The organism is Actinocorallia aurea (genome assembly GCF_054783995.1).
The window spans coordinates 128,063-144,469 of sequence record NZ_BAAGPQ010000035.1 but is presented as its reverse complement, the minus strand read 5'-3'; the positions used below and the strand labels follow the sequence as shown (position 1 = coordinate 144,469).

Below are 16,407 nucleotides of genomic sequence, written 5' to 3'. Positions count from 1 at the left end.
AGATGGGGAAGGGAGTGGGGGTGAGGGCTTGGGTGAGGAGGGTGGCGGCCTGGTCGGCTGTCGGGCGGGCGGCGGGGTCTTTGGCCAGGAGGAGGGACAGGAGGGGGGCGAGCGGGCCGGCGTGTTCGCACGGGGCCGGGGGGAGGCTGAGGATGGCGTGGAAGAGGGCCATGAGGGAGGGCGCGGTGAAAGGGGTCCTGCCTTCCACCGCGGTGTAGAGCGTCGCGCCGACCGACCACAGGTCGACTGCGGCCGTGGCTTTGCGGCCTTCGACCTGTTCGGGCGCCATATAGAGGGGCGTGCCCATCTTCGTCCCGGTATGGGTCAGGACCGTGGCGTCGGCGAGGCTGGCGATCCCGAAGTCGGTGATGACGGTCCGCTCGCCGCTGAGCAGGATGTTGTCGGGCTTCAGGTCGCGGTGCACCACACCGGCGGCGTGCGCTTCGGCGAGCGCGTCGAGCAGGGACCGGCCGAGTTCCGCGACCCGTTCCAGCGGCAGCCTTCCCTCCGCGTGGAGCAGCGCGCCCAGCGAGCCGCCGCCGACGAACTCCATGACCACCATAGGAGCGCCCTGGTGCTCGACGAGGTCGTGCACCGTGACGACCCCCGGGTGGCTGAGCCGGGCGGCCGACCGCGCCTCGCGCAGCACCCGGCGGACCAGGAGTTCGCGCTGCTCGGGAAGGGCCGCCTGCGGAAGCAGGATCTCCTTGACGGCGACCTGCCTGTCCAGGAGGTCGTCATGCCCGCGCCAGACCCTGCCCATCGCGCCCTCGCCCACGGACTCGATCAGCCGGTAGCGCCCACCGACGAGCCCGCCCCCATCCACGTTCACGAACGCCACGATAGTGCCGCGAATGCCCGTCGGGCGGTCGCTCGCCACGACGCCGGCTCGTCGCGATGCGGCGCGGGGCGGGTGGGAGGATGCGGGGGTGGGAGCGATCGAGCACACCGAGATCACGGCGGGGCTGTGGCATCTGCGGCCGCCGCGGGAGGCGGAGGCCGCCGACCTCCTGGCGCTGGCGGCCGATCCGGACACCGCGAGGTGGTCGGCGCCGCTGCCGGAGACCGCGGAGGGGGCGGCCGCCTGGTTGCGGACGCAGGCCGAGTGGGACGGGCGGGTGACGTTCTCGATCCTTGAGTCGTCGACGGAGCGGTGGGCCGGCCACGTCGGGGTGGCGGGGCTGGCGGACGGCGAGCCCGTCGTGCTGTGCCGGGTCGCGCCGTGGGCGCGCGGCCGGGGCGCCGCGACCACGGCGATCCGGTGCGTGACCGGTTGGGCGACGGCGATGCTCGCGCCGCCCCGGCTCGCGCTGGCGCACGACCCCGCCGACCTCGCCGCGTGCCGGGTCGCGGCCAAGACCGGCTACGCGCTCGCGTCGGCCACGCCCACCGCGCACGTCCACGTCCGCACCGCCTGATCCGGCCCGGATGGGGACGGTACGGGCACGAAACGGGCACGGTCCGGTCGGGGGACGGGAGCGGGCGGGTACGGATAGGTAGGGTGGTGATCATGGATGAGTCGGTGCTGGCGCGTTTGGCGGCGGAGAAGTACGTGCTGGTGACCACGTACCGCAAGGACGGGCGCGAGGTCGCGACCCCGGTATGGGTCGTGCGGGACGGGAACGCGCTCGGGATCTGGACGGCCGCGGAATCCGGGAAGGTGAAGCGGATCCGCAACCGCGGCGACGTGCTCGTCGGGCCGTGCGACGTGCGCGGCAACCCGACGGGGGAGCAGGTGCCGGGGACCGCGGTGATCTGCTCGGTGGAGGACACGGCCGCCTACCGGACCCTGCTGCGCAGCAAGTACGGGATCCTCGGGTCCCTGACGCTGCTCGGCAGCAGGCTGCGGCGCGGCGACACCGGTACCGTCGGCATCCGGATCACGCTGACCGAATCTTGATCTCCCGGCGGGAATGATCACCCGTCCCAGCGGGTTCCTCCCCTTTATGACCTTGAAGCCGGTCGGCACCTCCGACCTCCTCGTTTCCCCGCTGAACCTCGGCGGCAACGTCTTCGGCTGGACGGCGGACGAAGCCACGTCGTTCGCCGTCCTCGACGCCTACGCCGCGGCGGGCGGCAACTTCGTCGACACCGCCGACTCCTACTCGGCCTGGGTGCCGGGCCACTCGGGCGGTGAGTCCGAGGCGATCATCGGCCGCTGGACCGCCGCGCGCGGAAACCGCGACGACGTCGTCATCGCCACGAAGGTCGGCCAGCATCCGGGGTTCAAGGGGCTGAGCGCGGCGAACCTCAGGGCCGCCGCGGAGGCGTCCCTGGGCCGTCTCGGCACCGACCGGATCGACCTGTACTACACGCACTACGACGACGAGTCGGTCCCGGTCGAGGAGATCATCACCGCGCTCGACGGGCTGGTCCGCGAGGGCAAGGTGCGGCAGATCGCGGTCTCGAACATCTCGCCGGAGCGGCTGCGGGCGTCGCTGGAGTTCTCCGACCGCGAAGGACTCGCGAAGTATGTGGCGATCCAGCCGCATTACAACCTGGTGAGCCGCGACACCTACGAGGGCGAGCGCGCGGCGCTGGCCGTCGAGCACGGCCTGTCGGCGATCCCGTACTACGCGCTCGCGGCGGGTTTCCTCACCGGCAAGTACCGGCCGGGCGGCCCCGCGGTCGACAGCCCGCGCGCCAGGGGCGGCGAGGCGCTCCTGAAGGACCCGCGCGCCCTTCGCGTCCTGGCGACGCTGGACGAGATCGCCGCCGCCCACGCCAGCGAGCCCGCCGTGGTCGCCCTCGCCTGGCTCGCCGCCCAGCCGACGGTCGTCGCGCCGATCGCGAGCGCCCGCACCCTGGAGCAGCTCAGGCCGCTCCTCGCCTTCCCCGACCTCAAGCTCACCGACGCCGACCTCGCCTCCCTCACCGAGGCCTCCAACCCCTGACGCCGGCACCCGCCCGCGCCGCGCGGCTCCGTTCCCGGACCCCGTGCGGCGCGGGTCCCTGCGGGGCCGAAGAACAGCGGGTCGCCCAGGGTGCGTCGCCACGCCGGTGCGCGCCGAGAGCGCCCGGCGAACGCGATGCCGTCCTCGACGGCCCTCGCGTGCAGCGCCTGGCGGGCAGCAGAGGCGCGCGGCGGCGAGCCGCCGAGGCAGCACGCCGGTGAGGTTTCGCCATCCGCGCGGCGCGGCGGCCACGGGGCATGATGGGGGAGTGCGGAGGGTCGTGGTGTTCGGGCGCGGCGGGGCGGGCAAGTCGACGCTGGCCGTGCGGCTGGGGGCGGTGCTGGGACTGCCCGTCGTGGAGCTCGACGCGTGCTTCTGGAGTGACGGTCTGAGCCCGATGCCGAAGGAGGCGTGGGCGGAGGTCCAGGAAGGGCTCATCGCCGGGCCCGGGTGGATCCTCGACGGGGATCTCGGCCCGTATGACGTCCTGGACGTCCGGCTGCGGGCCGCCGACACCGTCCTGCTGCTGGACTTCCCGCTCTGGCGGTGCGCGTGGCGGGCGGTGCGCCGCTCACGCGAGACACGGGAGTTCTGGCTCTGGGTGCTCACCTACCGGCGGCGCGCTCTTCCCGTGATCCGCGCGGCCCTCGCCGCCCATGCGCCCGATGCCGACGTCCGCGTCCTGCGCTCGCCGCGGGCGGTTGCCCGCTTGGTCGCCGCGGAGGGGAGGCACTGAGCGCGGGGCCGACGGCGGGGGCGTTCGCGTCCTGCTCGGCGGGCTTTGCCGTGCGGTGTCGGCGCGTCGTCAGGGGGCCGGGGGCAGGCGGGTGAGGAAGGCGTGGAGGTCGGCGGTGAGGTAGCGGGCCATCGGGTGGGCCTCGGCTGCGGTGAGGGCGTGTTCGGCGTGGGTGCGGGCGGCGGGGAGGTCGCCGCGGGCCTCGGCGGCGCGGGCGAGGCCGTAGTGGGACTCGGCGCGGTTGCGCTGGGAGTGCCAGGTGGGGAGGGTGTCGGCGAGTGCGGTGCGGTAGCGGAGTTCGGCCTCGCGCCAGTGGCCGAGCCGGGCGGCGAGGTCGCCGCGGCCCCGGCTGACCTCGGCGAGGGTCGTGCGCGCCCCGCCGCGCCGTGCCGCGGCCTCGGCGGCGTCGTAGCCGCGGGCGGCGTCGTCCGTGCGGCCGAGGCGCAGGAAGAGGTCGGCGCGGCGCAGCAGCAGGTCGCCGGTCTCGGAGTGCGAGTCGAGTTCCCGCACCAGCTCCAAAGCGCTGTCGAGGAGCGCGAGCGCGCCTTCGAGGTCGCCGGACAGCTCGAAGGCGCTCGACAGGGTGTCGCGGGCCGTCGCCATGCCCCAGCGCTCGCCGACGGCGGTGAAGGAGTTCACCGCGGCTTCGAGCGGCGGCCGGGCCGCCAGGTGATCGCCGGCGAACAGATGCATCATGCCGTCGCCCAGTTCCATGAGGGCTTGCGACCAGGGGTCGGCGACGTCGCCTGAGCGGAACCGCGCGACCTGCTCGGCGTGGTCGTCCGGCGGCCCCGACGCGATCGCCCACAGCGCCAGCAGGATCGGACGGCGCGGCGCGGGCGTGATGCGCCGCATGACGGCGTCGGCGCGTTCCGTCAGCTCCGGTGACGGCACCGGCCGCTCCCCGGCCATGGTCGCGAGCGCGACGCAGGCCGCCCATTCCTCGTCGAGCCCGGTCGGCGGCTCCGGCGCGGCGGCGAGCAGGTCCCGTGCCGCCGCGGCCCCTTCGGCGTGCAGCCCGCGCAGCCACCAGTATCCCGACAGGGCGGCGACGAGCCGCATTCCGAGGAAGGGGTCGGCCCGGACGGCGAAGCGCAGCGCCGCGTGGAGGTTGCCGTGTTCGGCGCGCAGGAGGGCGAGCCAGTCGAGCTGGTCGCGGCCGAGCAGCCGGGGGTAGGCGGTGTCGGCGAGGTCGAGGAAGTGCGCGGCGTGGGCGAGACGGAGGCCGAACTCGTCGCCGGAAGCGGCGAGGTGTTCCGCGCAGAACGCGCTGATCGTCTTCAGCATGGTGAAGCGGCCGTCGGGTCCTCGCGTTATGAGGGATTTGTCCGCGAGGTCGAGGAGGAGCGCGGGGTCGGCGGCGCAGACGGCGCGGGCGTCGGCGGTGCGGAAGCCGCCGGTGAAGACGGTGAGGCGGGAGGCGAGCGCCTGCTCCTCGGGGGTGAGGAGGTCCCAGCTCCACTCGACGACGGCGCGCAGGCTGCGGTGGCGCGGGTTCTTGGACCTGTCGCCGCGCGACAGCAGCGCGAACCTGTCGCTCAGGGCCGCCGCGACCTCGGCGGCGTCCAGCGCGCGCATCCGGGCGGCCGCGAGCTCGATCGCCAGGGGCATCCCGTCGAGCGCTGAGCAGATCGCTACGACATGGGGCAGATCCTCCGAGGTCACCCGGTATCCGGGGCGGACGGCGGCGGCCCGGTCGGCGAAGAGCCGGACCGCGGAGGCCTCGCAGGCGTCCGGGTCGTCCGCTTCGGGCACCGTGAGCTGGCGGACGGGCCACAGGGTCTCCCCGGTGACGCTGAGGGGCTCCCGGCTGGTGGCGAGGATCCGCAGGTCGGGGAGGGCGGCGAGGAGCCGGGCGGCGAGGTCGGCGGCGCCGTCCACGACGTGCTCGCAGTTGTCGAGGATGAGCAGGGCGGCGCGGCCGTCGAGTTCGCGGCGCAGCCGTTCGACGGGTTCGGCGCGGGCCTCGAAGGGCAGGACGCCGACTTCGCGGAGGCCGAGGACGTCGGAGACGGTGAGGGCCACGGTGTTCCCGTCGGCGCCGGAGGGCACCGGGACGAGGTCGGCGAACACCGCGTATCCGCCCGCCCGTTCGGCGGCCTCGACCGCGAGGCGGGTCTTGCCGGTGCCGCCAGGTCCGAGCAGCGTGAGCAGCCGGAAGTCGTCGAGGAGCTCGCCGACCCGGGCGAGGTCGGCGTCGCGGCCGACGAGGCTGGTGAGCCGCGCGGGCAGCCGCGGAGCGGTCCGGCCGAAGAACGCGACGGGCGGGGGAGCCGCCTCGGCGCGGAGGATCTCCAGGTGGACCGCGGCGAGTTCGGCGGACGGGTCGGCCCCGAGTTCGTCCGCGAGGATCCTGCGGCCCTCCTCGAAGACCTCCAAGGCCTCGCCCTGCCTGCCCGCGCCGTAGAGCGCGCGCATGAGCAGCGCCCGGGCGTGCTCCCGAAAAGGCTCGGACCGTACCAGCGCCCGCAGGGGCGCGATCGCGTCGGCGGCGCGGCCCACGGCGAGCAGGGTCGTGCCGTGCTCCTCGACGGCCGACGCCCTGGCCTCCTCCAAGGCGGCGGCATGGCCGCGCAGGGCGGGGACGTCGGCGAGGGCTGGCCCGCGCCAGAGGGAGAGTGCCTCGTCGAGGAGGGGGAGCCGGTCGGCCGGAGGCAGCCCGGACGCCTCGGCGAGGAGGGCGCGGAAGCGGTGGGCGTCGATGTCGGACGGTTCGGCCGCCAGCCGGTAGCCGCCGGGAACGAGTTCCACCTCGGCGAGGCCGCCCAGCGCGCGCCGCAGCCGCGAGACCCGCGCCTGCAGCGCGCCCCGCGCGCTCTCCGGCGGTTCGTCCCCGTAGAGGGCGTCGATCAGCGCCTCCGCCGGAACCACCCGACCGGCCTCCAGAAGCAGCAGCCCCAGCAGCCCCCGCACGCCCGGCCCGCCGAGCGGGACGACCCGCCCGCCGGCCTCCCGAACCTCGACGACCCCCAGAATCCCGAAGCGCATGACCTGATTGTCGTGCATACCCGCCCTATCCGCGTATCTCCCGACGCCGCCACCGGCCCCGACGCCTCCCGCGCCGCCACACGATCGGCCCGCCACCCCCACTGTGCTGATGCGGGTCCGGTCAGGGCTTGCGGCGACGACGGCGGCGGCGGGGGGCCGGGCTGCTGGGGCCCGGGGTGGCGTGCCTGATGCGGGTGCCCCGTCTGATCGCGGCGGCGGAGGCCAGGGTGCAGGCGGCCAGGAGGACGCCCAGCCAGACGCTCTGGCCCAGGGCGAGGACGGGGGAGACGTCGCCCGCGCCGGTGAGTTCGGTCGCGGGGAGGGGCTGCTCGGTCGAGGGGGGGACGGCGTAGCCGGGGGGCGTGGAGGCCGTGGGGGTCGCCGCCACCTGGGGGAGGGCCGCGCCGGGGGCGGCGGCCTGGGGGGTGGCGACGGACGGGTCCGTGGAGGTGCCGGGGGCCGGCACCGCGGCCGGGGCGGCCGGCGCGGGGGTCGTCGCGGAGGCGGTGGGCGTGGCGGCGGGGGCCGAGGTGTCCTCGGCCGACGGAGTCTGGGTCTTCGGCGGGGTGCGGGCGAAGGTGATCTTGGTGTACTCGCCGACGGACTCGGACGCGTCGGCGCGGGTGAAGGCGCCGAGCGTCACGGTCAAGGGAGAGGCGCCCGCCTTCACGCGAAGGGTGAACGGGATGGAGGTGCCGCCGGCGTCGACGTCGCCGAGTTTGCAGTAGCCCTGCGCGGTACGGGTGCAGACCGGTTCCAGGCCGACGCCGGTGTTGGGGGCCGCGGAGAAGGTCAGGGTGGCGTTGGCGGCGGTCCCGCCGGTGGCGGCCACCCACACCTGCCCGCGGACCTCGGTGCCGCGCGTCGGGTCGGCAGTGGTGATGGTGGTGTGCACGACGAGGACGCCGTCGCCCGGGGCCGCCTGTGCGGAGGCACCGGGAATTGCGGCCGCCGTGGCCGTGAGGAGGAAGAGCGCCGCGCCTGCGCGCATGGGATGTGGTCCGCCTTCGAGCCTGCCGGGCCGCCGCGGGCGGCCGTTCTCCGGACAAAGGCGAGCCTACTGGATCATCCGTGACGGCGTGTGCGGTATCGCCGCGCGGAACCGGGGCTAGGGCACGACGGTGAGGAACAGGAACGAGGCGAAGATGGCCAGGTGGACGCCGCCTTGGAGCACGCTCGCCTTGCCCGGGACGATCGTGAGGATGGACACGGCGACGGTGAGGATCAGCAGGACGAGCTGGGTCGCCCCGAGCCCGAGCACGAGGTCGCCGGGGATGATGAAGGACGCGATCGCGATGACGGGGATGGTCAGTCCGATGCTGGCGTTGGCCGAGCCGAGCGCGAGGTTCAGGCTGGTCTGGGTGAGGCCGCGCTGCGCGGCCCGGACGGCGGCGATGGTCTCGGGCAGCAGGACGAGCAGGGCGATGACGACGCCGACGACCGCGTGGGGCATCCCGAGCGCCTGGACGCCCCGTTCGATGACGGGCGACTCGACTTTGGCGAGTCCGACGACGGCGACGAGGGCGACCATGAGGAGCGCGAGGCTGTAGAGGGTCTCGCCGTTGGTCGGCGGGTCGGCGTGGCTTTCATCCTCTTCAAGGAGTTCGCCCTCTTTGGTGATCGGCAGGAAGTAGTCGCGGTGCCGGACGGTCTGGGTGAACACGTGCAGCCCGTACAGGAAGCAGGCGACGACGGCGGCGAAGATGAGCTGCGCGGTGGCGAACCGCGGCCCGGCGGCGGTCGTGGTGAAGGTCGGCAGCACCATGGTGAGGGTGACGAGCGCACTGACGATGGCGAGCATGCCGCCGGTCCCGCCGGGCTGGAAGTGGGCGAGGCGCCGCCGCTGGGCGGTCACCCAGAGCGAGATGCCGACGATCCCGTTGCAGGTGATCATGACGGCGGCGAAGACCGTGTCGCGGGCCAGGTAGGCGCCCTTCTCGCCGCTGGAGAGCATGACGCTGACGATCAGCGCCACCTCGATGACGGTGACGGCGACGGCCAGGACGAGGGAGCCGTAAGGCTCGCCGACCCGGTGGGCGATGACCTCGGCGTGGTGGACGGCGGCGAGGACGGCCCCGGCCAGCAGCACCGCGATGACGAGGACCACGATGCCCGGCGGTTTCCGGCCGAGCGCGAGGATCAGGGCGATGACCGCGAGGATCGGCAGCGCCGTGGTCCAGAGCTTCAAGGCGGTCCCCTTAATGCGAGGTGAGGGGGATGCAGTCGGCCTACCCGAGATGATCATTGTGTGAAACGCTCTGTCCGCAAGTTCGGAAACGGGGGTTTTCATGCCGATCAATAGACGGGCCCTTCTTGCCGGAGGGACCGCGGGCGCGTTCGGCGCGGCGGCCTTGGGCGCGGGCGGATTCGTGGCGGTGGACCGAGGTCTGCTGCCGGGGCGTGCGCGGTTGCGCAAGGCGCTCGGTATGACGGGCGAAGACGGAACGGTCCCGGCGGTGCCGACCGGTCAGGTCGCGGCGTTCCGGCGCAGGTCGCAGGCCCGGGGCGTCGAGGTCGAGGTCGTGACGATGGTGCCGGACGGCGTGGAGGCCAAGGGCCTGCCGGTGGTGCTCGCCCTGCACGGCGCGGGCGTCGGCGCGTCGTTCTGGGTGAGCCTGGGCCTGCCGCAGTTCCTCACCGCCGCGGTGCGGGCGGGTGTGCCGCCGTTCGCGGTGGCGGCGGTCGACGGCGGCCAGCACAGCTACTGGCACGAGAAGAGTCCCGGCGACGACCCGGAGGCGATGGTGTTCCGGGAGCTGCCGCGGTGGATCGCGCTGCGGGGCTTCGCGGTGCCGTCGGGGCTGCTCGGCGTCTCGATGGGCGGGGCCGGCGTGCTGCGGATGGCGCGGCGCAGGCCGGTCGCGGCGGTGGCGGCGCTGTCGCCCGCTCTGTTCCCGACCTTCGCCGACGCCCGGACGGTCTCCGCCTACAGCGACCGGGGCATGTGGAAGGAGGAGGAGCCGCTGGAGGGCCCGGAAGGCAAGCTCGCCGGCGCGCTCGGCCTCTGGTGCGGCACCGAGGACCCGTTCATCAGGCCCTCGCGCCGGATGGCCCTGCGGGCACGGGCGGACGTCGCCGAGTTCGACCTCGGTCTGCACACGGTGGGCTACTGGCGGCGGGTCATGCCGGACGTCGTCAAGTTCCTCGGCAGGGCGCTGAACGGCTGAAACGGACCGGCCGGCACCCTTGCGAAAGTAGTCACTTACGTGGCAGTTTCCTCTGCATGGTACAAGTTCTGGACGAGCTTCTGACGAGGTTCCTGGCCGACCATGATCCGGACGCCATGGAGCCCCTGGAGTTCCTGCGGGCGCGCTACGACGCGGGCCTCGCCTGGGTGCACTTCCCCGAGGGGCACGGCGGCCTCGGCCTGCCGCGCGAGGCGCAGCGGCAGGTGGAGGCGGCCTTCAGGGGCACGCCCTCGAACAGGCCCGACGTCAACCCGATCGGCCTCGGCATGGCCGCGCCGACGATCCTGACCGTCGGCACCGAGGAGCAGCGCAAGAGGTGGCTCCGCCCCCTGTGGACGGGCGAGGACATCTGGTGCCAGCTGTTCTCCGAGCCCGGCGCGGGCTCGGACCTCGCCGGCCTGGCCACCCGTGCCGTCCGCGACGGCGACGGCTGGGTCGTCAACGGGCAGAAGGTCTGGAACTCGATGGCGCACAAGGCCCGCTGGGCCCTGCTCGTCGCCCGCACCGACCCGGACGTGCCGAAGCACAGGGGCCTCACCTACTTCGTGCTGGACATGCGGCAGCCGGGCGTCGAGGTGCGCCCGCTCCGCCAGATCACCGGTGAGGCGGAGTTCAACGAGGTCTTCATGACCGACGTGCACATCCCCGACACCGACCGGCTCGGCGACGTCGGCGCGGGCTGGATGGTCGCGAACACCACGCTGATGAGCGAGCGCGTCTCGATCGGCGGGCAGGCCGTGCCGCGTGAGTCAGGCGTGCTGGGCCTCATCGCCGAGGCATGGCGCGAGCGCCCCGAGCTCCGCGCGGCGGGCCTCCACGACGAGCTGCTGTCGCTGTGGGTGAAGGCGGAGGTGACCCGGCAGACGGCGCGGCGCCTCAGCCAGTCGCTGGCCGCGGGCAAGCCGGGCCCCGAGGGCAGCGGCATGAAGCTGGCGTTCGGCGAGCTGAACCAGGCGCTGACGGACTTCGAGGTCGAACTGCTGGCAGAGGAGGGCCTGCGGTACGACGAGTGGACGATGCGCCGTCCCGACAGCGTCGACTTCGCGGGCCGCGGCCCCGGCTACCGGTACCTGCGCGCCAAGGGCAACTCCATCGAGGGCGGCACCTCGGAGATCCTGCGCAACATCATCGCCGAGCGCGTGCTGGGCCTGCCGGGCGAGCACCGCGTCGACAAGGACATCCCCTGGAAGGACCTGCCCCGATGAGCGACCTGCTGTACAGCGAGCTGGAAGAGGAGCTGCGCTCCGGGGTGCGCCGCGCGCTGCGGGAGCGGGCCGACTGGCAGCAGGTGCTGGCCTGGACCGAGAGCGGCGAGACCGGCTACGCGGGCCTGTGGAAGGTGGTGGCCGCCGAGCTCGGCACGGCGGGCCTGGCCGTGCCCGAGGACAGGGGCGGCGCGGGCGCGTCCTGGCGCGAGGTGGCGGTCGTGCTGGAGGAGCTGGGCCGGGCCACCGCGCCCGTCCCGTACTTCGGCGCGGCGGTCCTCGGCGTCGCGGCGCTGCTGGAGGGCGACGACGCCGCGCTGCTGGAGGCGGCGGCCTCGGGCGAGAAGGCGGTGACGCTCGCGGTGCCGTTCGGCGCCCACCGGCCAGGCCCGCAGGGCCCGGTGGTGGCGGGCGTGGCCGACGCGCTCACGGCCGACGTCCTTCTGCTCCCGAAGGAAGACGGCCTGTACGCCTATGACGCCTCCGAGGTGGCCGCCGCCCCGGTCGTCAGCCTCGACCAGACCCGCCCGCTGGCCGACCTGGACTTCACCGGCGCGTCCGGCAGGCGCGTCGCGGGCCCCGAGGCCGCGGGGAAGGCCTGGACGATCGGGGCCGCGCTCCTGGCGTCCGAGCAGCTCGGGGTCGCGGAGCAGTGCCTGGAGACCACGGTCGAGTACGTGAAGACGCGGCACCAGTTCGCCCGTCCGATCGGCTCCTACCAGGCGGTCAAGCACCGGCTGGCCGACCTGTGGCTGACCGTCGCCCAGGCCCGCGCGGCGGCCCGCTACGCGGCGTCGTGCGCGGCGAGCGGCGACCCGGACCTCGCGGTCGCCGCGGCCGTCGCCCAGTCGCACTGCTCGGAGGCCGCGCTGCGCGCCGCCGAGGAGTGCGTGCAGCTGCACGGCGGCATCGGCTTCACCTGGGAGGCCCAGCCCCATCTGTGGCTGAAGCGCGCCAAGGCCCTCTCGCTGGCGCTGGGCGCCCCGCACCGGCACCGGGCGACCCTGGCCGGGCTGGTGGACCTGCCGCTGTGACGCGTCCGCTCTGAGCGCAGCGCGGGGCACTACCGTGCGCCGCGAAGGCCATGGCAGCATGCCCGGTGGCGCGACCGCCTCACGGCGGCCTTCCCCGGCGCACGGAGGTGCCCCCTCGATGACCGAACGGATCTTGCTCGACCGGCTGGAGATCGCGGATCTGCTGGCCCGGTACGGCCTCGCCGTGGACAGCGGCCGGTGGTCGCTGCTCGACACCGTCTTCACCGTCGACGCGGTCCTGGACTACACCGCGACGGGCGGCGCCAAGGGCTCGCTCGCGGAGGTCCGCGGCTGGCTGAGCGAGGTACTGCCCGCCTTCCCCGGGAGGCTCCACCTCCTCGGCCCGCCCGCGATCGCCTTCGACGGCGAGCAGCACGCGGGCGTCACCGTGGCGTTCACCGACACCCTCGCGCCCTCGCGGGAGCCGCTCTCGGGCAAGGGCGTGCGGGGCCTCATCCAGGGCGGCGGCTACTACCACCACAGGATGGAGCGCACCGCCGACGGGTGGCGCAGCCGCGAGCTCGTCGTCGAGCAGACCTGGCGCGTCTTCCACTGACGCCCCGCGCCGCCTTTCCCACGGGCCGGGGCTACTCCTCGACGCGGCGGCGCCTGGTGCGGCGCGGGTAGGCGCGGGCGGTCTCGGCGAGCCGGGCGGAGTGCTCGGCCTGCTTGCGCCAGTGCCCGTAGGCCTCGCCGCGCTGGGCGAGGGTGTCGAGCCGCTTCATCGTCCGCACCGGGATGAAGGCGGGATCGGCGTCGCGCCAGGGCGTGCCGGGCAGCGGCATGAACGTGTGGGTGTGGATCCGGGCGCCCAGGTCGACGAGGTCCTCGGCGAGCCTGAGGGAGGCGGCCTGGTCTTCGGCGTCCTCGCCGGGCATGCCGAACATGAAGTCGACGTTCGGGCGGAACCCGTGCTCGACGGCGATGCGCACCGCGTCGCGGACGGGTCCGGCGCCGTGGCCGCGGCCGGAGGCGGCGAGGATCCTGTCGGAGCCGGACTGCGCCCCGATGATGATGTTGTCATTCGCCACATACCGCCGCAGCAGGACCATCGCCTCGGGCGTGACGTGCTCGGGCCGCACCTCGGAAGGGAAGCTGCCGAAGAAGATGCGCCCGTGGTCGGGCAGTTCCTCGCGCACCCCGCAGAGCAGCTCCTCGACCTTGTCCAGATCGGGGTCCGGCCCCGGTGTGCCGTACGACAGCGACGTGGGCGTGATGAACCTGACGTCCTTCAGCCCGAACTCGCGCATCCGCCGCACGTGCGCGCGGACGCTCTCGACTGACCTGTGCCGGAACTGCCCGCCGAACATGAACGGCGTCTGGCAGAACCTGCACGTGTAGCGGCAGCCCCGGGTCAGCTCGATCGGGCCGACGTGGCGGCGCACGGCGGGGAAGGAGAAGTGGGCGTCCAGGGGGAGCTGAGGCGCGGGGCGGGTGCGCAGGGCGACGCCGTCGTGGTCGCGCAGGGCGAGGCCGGGCACCTCGCGCAGGGGCGTGTCCGCGCGCAGCGCCGCGACGAGGGAGACGATCGTGGACTCGCCTTCGCCGATGGCCGCGAGGTCCCAGCCGGAGTCGAGGATGTGCTGCGGCTCGGCCGTGGCGTGGACGCCGCCGGCGATGTGCAGGACCTCGGGGTGGGCGCCGCGGTCGGTGAGAGCCCGGACGGTGGCGAGCTCGGCGGCCATCGCCTCGGCGTCGGGGGAGTAGAAGGACCAGAGCACCAGGACCCGGGTGCCGGCCGCCGCGGCGATCTGCTCGGCGGTCTCCTCGGCGCTCGTGCCGTAGCGCAGCGTGCAGGGCTCGCCGGACGCCTCAAGGGCCGCCAGCAGGGCATGAATCCCGTAGGTCACCGCCTTGCGGTAACGGGCCACCACGGTCACATCCATAGGCACGCAAGGTTACCGGCATCGCGGCCGATCCCGGGTCTGGCGCTTACTAGACAGTTCGTCTAAGATCCGGACCGTTCGGTCACGACGGGAGCAATCGGAGGCGGCATGAGCGGCAAAGTGGCAGTGGTGACGGGCGCGGCCCGCGGACTGGGCGAGCTGATCGCGCTCCGCCTCGCCGGGAAGGGCTTCCGGCTGGCCCTCGTCGGGCTGGAGCCCGAGGAGCTGGCCCGGGTCGCCGACAAGTGCGGGAACGGCGCGGCCTCCTGGAAGGCCGACGTCACCGACGACGCCGCGATGGCCGCGGTGGCCGCCGAGGTCGTCGAGCGGTTCGGCAGGGTGGACGTCGTCGTGGCCAATGCGGGCATCGCCACGGGCGGCCCGGTGGAGCTGTCGGACCCGGCCACGTTCAACCGCGTGATCCAGGTGAACCTCATCGGCAGCGTCACGACCGCGCGCGCGTTCCTGCCCGCGCTGCGCACGTCGAAGGGCTACTTCTTCCAGGTCGCGTCCCTCGCCGCGCTGACCGCCGCGCCGATGATGGCCGCCTACTGCGCGAGCAAGGCCGGTGTCGAGGCGTTCGCGCACTCCCTGCGCGCCGAGGTGGCCCGCTACGGGGTCGGCGTGGGCGTCGGCTACCTGAGCTGGACCGACACCGACATGGTCCGCGGCGCCGACGAGGACAAGGCGCTCGGCGAGTTGCGCGCCAAGATGCCGTGGCCGACCGGCAAGACCTATCCGCTGGCGCCGACCGTCGACCGCCTCGTCGCCGGGATCGTGCGGCGCCGCCCGCAGGTCTACGGCCAGTGGTGGCTGCCCGCGCTGCGCTACCTGCGTCCGGTCATCCCGGCGGTGGTGACGCGGGAGTCGGCCAAGATGCTGGCGGGTTTCGACGAGAAGTGGAAGGCGGCGGGAATGAAGAACCGCCTGGTCGGCGCGGGCGGGGCGGCCGACGAGAAGCGCTGAAGCGCGGGGCGCGGGCGCGTCCGGGATCGGGAAGTCCCGGTTCTGTGCGCCTTCCGGGCTGGACGGCGAATATAGGTAAGGCTTACCTTCGTAAGGCTTACCTAAGTTCCTCTTTCGCCGACTCGTCTGAAAGGGCGCCCCATGACCAGCACCGCAGAGCAGGTCCACGACCTCGTCGGGATCGGATTCGGTCCCTCCAACCTAGGCCTGGCGATCGCCCTGCGTGAGGAGGCCGGCGACCTCGACGCGGTGTTCCTCGAGCGGCAGCCCGCGTTCGGCTGGCACCGCGGCATGCTCATCGAGGGCACCACGATGCAGGTCTCGTTCCTCAAGGACCTCGCGACGATGCGGAACCCGTCGAGCTCCTTCAGCTTCGTGAACTACCTGAAGGAGCGCGACAGGCTCGTCGACTTCATCAACCACAAGACGATGTTCCCGTCGCGGGTCGAGTTCCACGACTACCTGGAGTGGGCCGCCTCCCGCTTCACCGACCAGGTGGAGTACGGGACCGAGGTGCTCGCGGTCCGTCCCGTCGTCGAGGACGGGATCGTGACGGCCGTCGAGATCGTCGCCGCGAAGGACGGGCGGACCGTCGTGCGGCGCGCCCGCAACCTGGTGATCGCGACCGGGCTGGAGCCCGCGGTGCCCGACGGGATCGCGCTGGGCGACCGGGTCTGGCACAGCCACGAGCTGCTGCGCCGCCTGCCCGAGCTGGACTCCCCGCGCAGGCTGATGGTGCTGGGCGCGGGCCAGAGCGGCGCGGAGGTCGTCGACCACCTCCACCAGACGTTCCCCGAGACCGAGGTGTGCGCCGTCTTCGCCAAGTACGGCTACACCCCGGCCGACGACAGCAGCTTCGCCAACCGCATCTTCGACCCGGCAGCGGTGGACCACTTCCACTACGCGCCCGAGGACGTGAAGCGGATGCTGCTGGACTACCACGGGTCCACCAACTACTCCGTCGTCGACATGGACCTCATCGACGAGCTGTACCGGCGCGTCTACCAGGAGAAGGTGCAGGGCAAGGAGCGGCTGCGCATCCTCAACGTCTCGCGGGTCCTGGAACTCACCGAGCACTCCGGCGGCGTCCGCGCCCTGCTGGAGTACCTGCCGACGGGCGAGCGGACGGTCCTGGAGGCCGACGCGCTCGTCTGCTCGACCGGCTACCGCAGCCGCGACCCGCTCGCCATGCTCGGCGACCTCGCCGCCCACTGCGTGCGGCGTCCCGACGGCGCGCCCGAGGTGTCCCGCGACTACCGGCTCGCGATGTCCCCCGAAGTGGCCTGCGGCGTCTACCTCCAGGGCGCGACCGAGCGCACCCACGGGCTCAGCTCGACGCTGCTGTCCAACACCGCGGTGCGGGCCGGCGAGATCGTCCAGTCCCTGGTGCGCGCCCGGAGCCTCGTGGCGGTCTGAGCCGGCTCCGGCAGGCCGGCGGCAGCACGCCAGGACGGCGACACGGCAGGCGACACGCCAGGACGGCGACACGGCAGGACGGACGGGCGCCGCG

The 16,407-nt window shown here is 73.7% G+C and carries 15 protein-coding genes; 10 read left to right on the top strand and 5 right to left on the bottom strand.

Annotated elements, in window-relative coordinates:
- Window positions 1-832, bottom strand: an 832-nt coding sequence (locus tag ACYVOM_RS37380; RefSeq protein ID WP_460308344.1) for a serine/threonine-protein kinase, incomplete at its 3' end; no start/stop codon positions are given.
- 97 nt (window positions 833-929) lie between these two features.
- On the opposite strand from ACYVOM_RS37380, the gene ACYVOM_RS37375 reads away from it, so the two are divergent.
- The 4 genes from ACYVOM_RS37375 (at window position 930) to ACYVOM_RS37360 (ending at window position 3,630) form a co-directional block, all read left to right on the top strand.
- Window positions 930-1,418, top strand: a complete 489-nt coding sequence (locus ACYVOM_RS37375; RefSeq protein ID WP_460308343.1) for a GNAT family N-acetyltransferase — start codon at window positions 930-932, stop codon at window positions 1,416-1,418.
- A 92-nt stretch (window positions 1,419-1,510) separates the two neighbouring features.
- Entirely contained in the window at window positions 1,511-1,900 is a 390-nt protein-coding gene (locus ACYVOM_RS37370; protein ID WP_460308342.1) for a PPOX class F420-dependent oxidoreductase, read from the top strand.
- Between the two features lie 46 nt (window positions 1,901-1,946).
- Complete coding sequence (locus tag ACYVOM_RS37365) at window positions 1,947-2,894, top strand: aldo/keto reductase (RefSeq protein WP_460308341.1); 948 nt, start codon at window positions 1,947-1,949, stop codon at window positions 2,892-2,894.
- A 268-nt stretch (window positions 2,895-3,162) separates the two neighbouring features.
- Window positions 3,163-3,630 (top strand): P-loop NTPase family protein, encoded by a 468-nt coding sequence (locus tag ACYVOM_RS37360; RefSeq protein ID WP_460308340.1) that lies wholly within the window; start codon window positions 3,163-3,165, stop codon window positions 3,628-3,630.
- Window positions 3,631-3,699: 69 nt separating this feature from the next.
- On the opposite strand, the gene ACYVOM_RS37355 is transcribed toward ACYVOM_RS37360, so the two are convergent.
- The 3 genes from ACYVOM_RS37355 to ACYVOM_RS37345 all read right to left on the bottom strand — a co-directional run bounded on the left by ACYVOM_RS37355 (window position 3,700) and on the right by ACYVOM_RS37345 (window position 8,806).
- Window positions 3,700-6,618, bottom strand: coding sequence for a BTAD domain-containing putative transcriptional regulator (locus ACYVOM_RS37355; protein WP_460308339.1), 2,919 nt, complete (start codon window positions 6,616-6,618; stop codon window positions 3,700-3,702).
- A gap of 121 nt (window positions 6,619-6,739) precedes the next feature.
- Entirely contained in the window at window positions 6,740-7,609 is an 870-nt protein-coding gene (locus ACYVOM_RS37350; RefSeq protein WP_460308338.1) for a hypothetical protein, read from the bottom strand.
- Between the two features lie 117 nt (window positions 7,610-7,726).
- The gene (locus ACYVOM_RS37345) at window positions 7,727-8,806 is read right to left on the bottom strand and encodes a calcium:cation antiporter (RefSeq protein ID WP_460308337.1); all 1,080 of its coding nucleotides are present in this window, start codon (window positions 8,804-8,806) and stop codon (window positions 7,727-7,729) included.
- Window positions 8,807-8,906: 100 nt separating this feature from the next.
- Here ACYVOM_RS37345 and ACYVOM_RS37340 point away from each other — a divergent pair, with 100 nt between their 5' ends.
- From ACYVOM_RS37340 to ACYVOM_RS37325, 4 genes are all read left to right on the top strand, one after another.
- Complete coding sequence (locus ACYVOM_RS37340) at window positions 8,907-9,785, top strand: alpha/beta hydrolase (RefSeq protein ID WP_460308336.1); 879 nt, start codon at window positions 8,907-8,909, stop codon at window positions 9,783-9,785.
- A gap of 56 nt (window positions 9,786-9,841) precedes the next feature.
- Window positions 9,842-11,011, top strand: a complete 1,170-nt coding sequence (locus tag ACYVOM_RS37335) for an acyl-CoA dehydrogenase family protein (protein ID WP_460308335.1) — start codon at window positions 9,842-9,844, stop codon at window positions 11,009-11,011.
- The gene (locus ACYVOM_RS37330; protein WP_460308334.1) at window positions 11,008-12,045 is read left to right on the top strand and encodes an acyl-CoA dehydrogenase family protein; all 1,038 of its coding nucleotides are present in this window, start codon (window positions 11,008-11,010) and stop codon (window positions 12,043-12,045) included. The genes ACYVOM_RS37335 and ACYVOM_RS37330 overlap by 4 nt, the downstream gene beginning before the upstream one ends.
- A 118-nt stretch (window positions 12,046-12,163) precedes the next feature.
- Entirely contained in the window at window positions 12,164-12,601 is a 438-nt protein-coding gene (locus ACYVOM_RS37325) for a nuclear transport factor 2 family protein (RefSeq protein WP_460308333.1), read from the top strand.
- A 31-nt stretch (window positions 12,602-12,632) separates the two neighbouring features.
- Here the strand turns inward: ACYVOM_RS37325 and ACYVOM_RS37320 are convergent, their stop codons facing one another.
- Window positions 12,633-13,931, bottom strand: a complete 1,299-nt coding sequence (locus ACYVOM_RS37320; RefSeq protein WP_460308332.1) for a TIGR04013 family B12-binding domain/radical SAM domain-containing protein — start codon at window positions 13,929-13,931, stop codon at window positions 12,633-12,635.
- Between the two features lie 108 nt (window positions 13,932-14,039).
- Between ACYVOM_RS37320 and ACYVOM_RS37315 the strand changes: the two genes are divergently transcribed.
- Window positions 14,040-14,897: an SDR family oxidoreductase gene (locus ACYVOM_RS37315; RefSeq protein ID WP_460308331.1), complete on the top strand. Its 858-nt coding sequence runs from the start codon at window positions 14,040-14,042 to the stop codon at window positions 14,895-14,897.
- A 141-nt stretch (window positions 14,898-15,038) separates the two neighbouring features.
- Window positions 15,039-16,313 carry a lysine N(6)-hydroxylase/L-ornithine N(5)-oxygenase family protein gene (locus ACYVOM_RS37310; RefSeq protein WP_460308330.1) on the top strand — a complete coding sequence of 425 codons (1,275 nt, stop codon included), beginning with the start codon at window positions 15,039-15,041 and terminating at the stop codon, window positions 16,311-16,313.
- Window positions 16,314-16,407 lie beyond the last annotated feature (94 nt).

Coding starts and splice junctions, on each gene's coding strand:
- ACYVOM_RS37370 (WP_460308342.1), top strand. CDS start 1,511: ATGGATGAGTCGGTGCTGGCGCGTTTGGCGGCGGAGAAGTACGTGCTG.
- ACYVOM_RS37365 (WP_460308341.1), top strand. CDS start 1,947: ATGACCTTGAAGCCGGTCGGCACCTCCGACCTCCTCGTTTCCCCGCTG.
- ACYVOM_RS37355 (WP_460308339.1), bottom strand. CDS start 6,618: ATGCGCTTCGGGATTCTGGGGGTCGTCGAGGTTCGGGAGGCCGGCGGG.
- ACYVOM_RS37350 (WP_460308338.1), bottom strand. CDS start 7,609: ATGCGCGCAGGCGCGGCGCTCTTCCTCCTCACGGCCACGGCGGCCGCA.
- ACYVOM_RS37340 (WP_460308336.1), top strand. CDS start 8,907: ATGCCGATCAATAGACGGGCCCTTCTTGCCGGAGGGACCGCGGGCGCG.
- ACYVOM_RS37335 (WP_460308335.1), top strand. CDS start 9,842: ATGGTACAAGTTCTGGACGAGCTTCTGACGAGGTTCCTGGCCGACCAT.
- ACYVOM_RS37330 (WP_460308334.1), top strand. CDS start 11,008: ATGAGCGACCTGCTGTACAGCGAGCTGGAAGAGGAGCTGCGCTCCGGG.
- ACYVOM_RS37325 (WP_460308333.1), top strand. CDS start 12,164: ATGACCGAACGGATCTTGCTCGACCGGCTGGAGATCGCGGATCTGCTG.
- ACYVOM_RS37320 (WP_460308332.1), bottom strand. CDS start 13,931: ATGGATGTGACCGTGGTGGCCCGTTACCGCAAGGCGGTGACCTACGGG.
- ACYVOM_RS37315 (WP_460308331.1), top strand. CDS start 14,040: ATGAGCGGCAAAGTGGCAGTGGTGACGGGCGCGGCCCGCGGACTGGGC.
- ACYVOM_RS37310 (WP_460308330.1), top strand. CDS start 15,039: ATGACCAGCACCGCAGAGCAGGTCCACGACCTCGTCGGGATCGGATTC.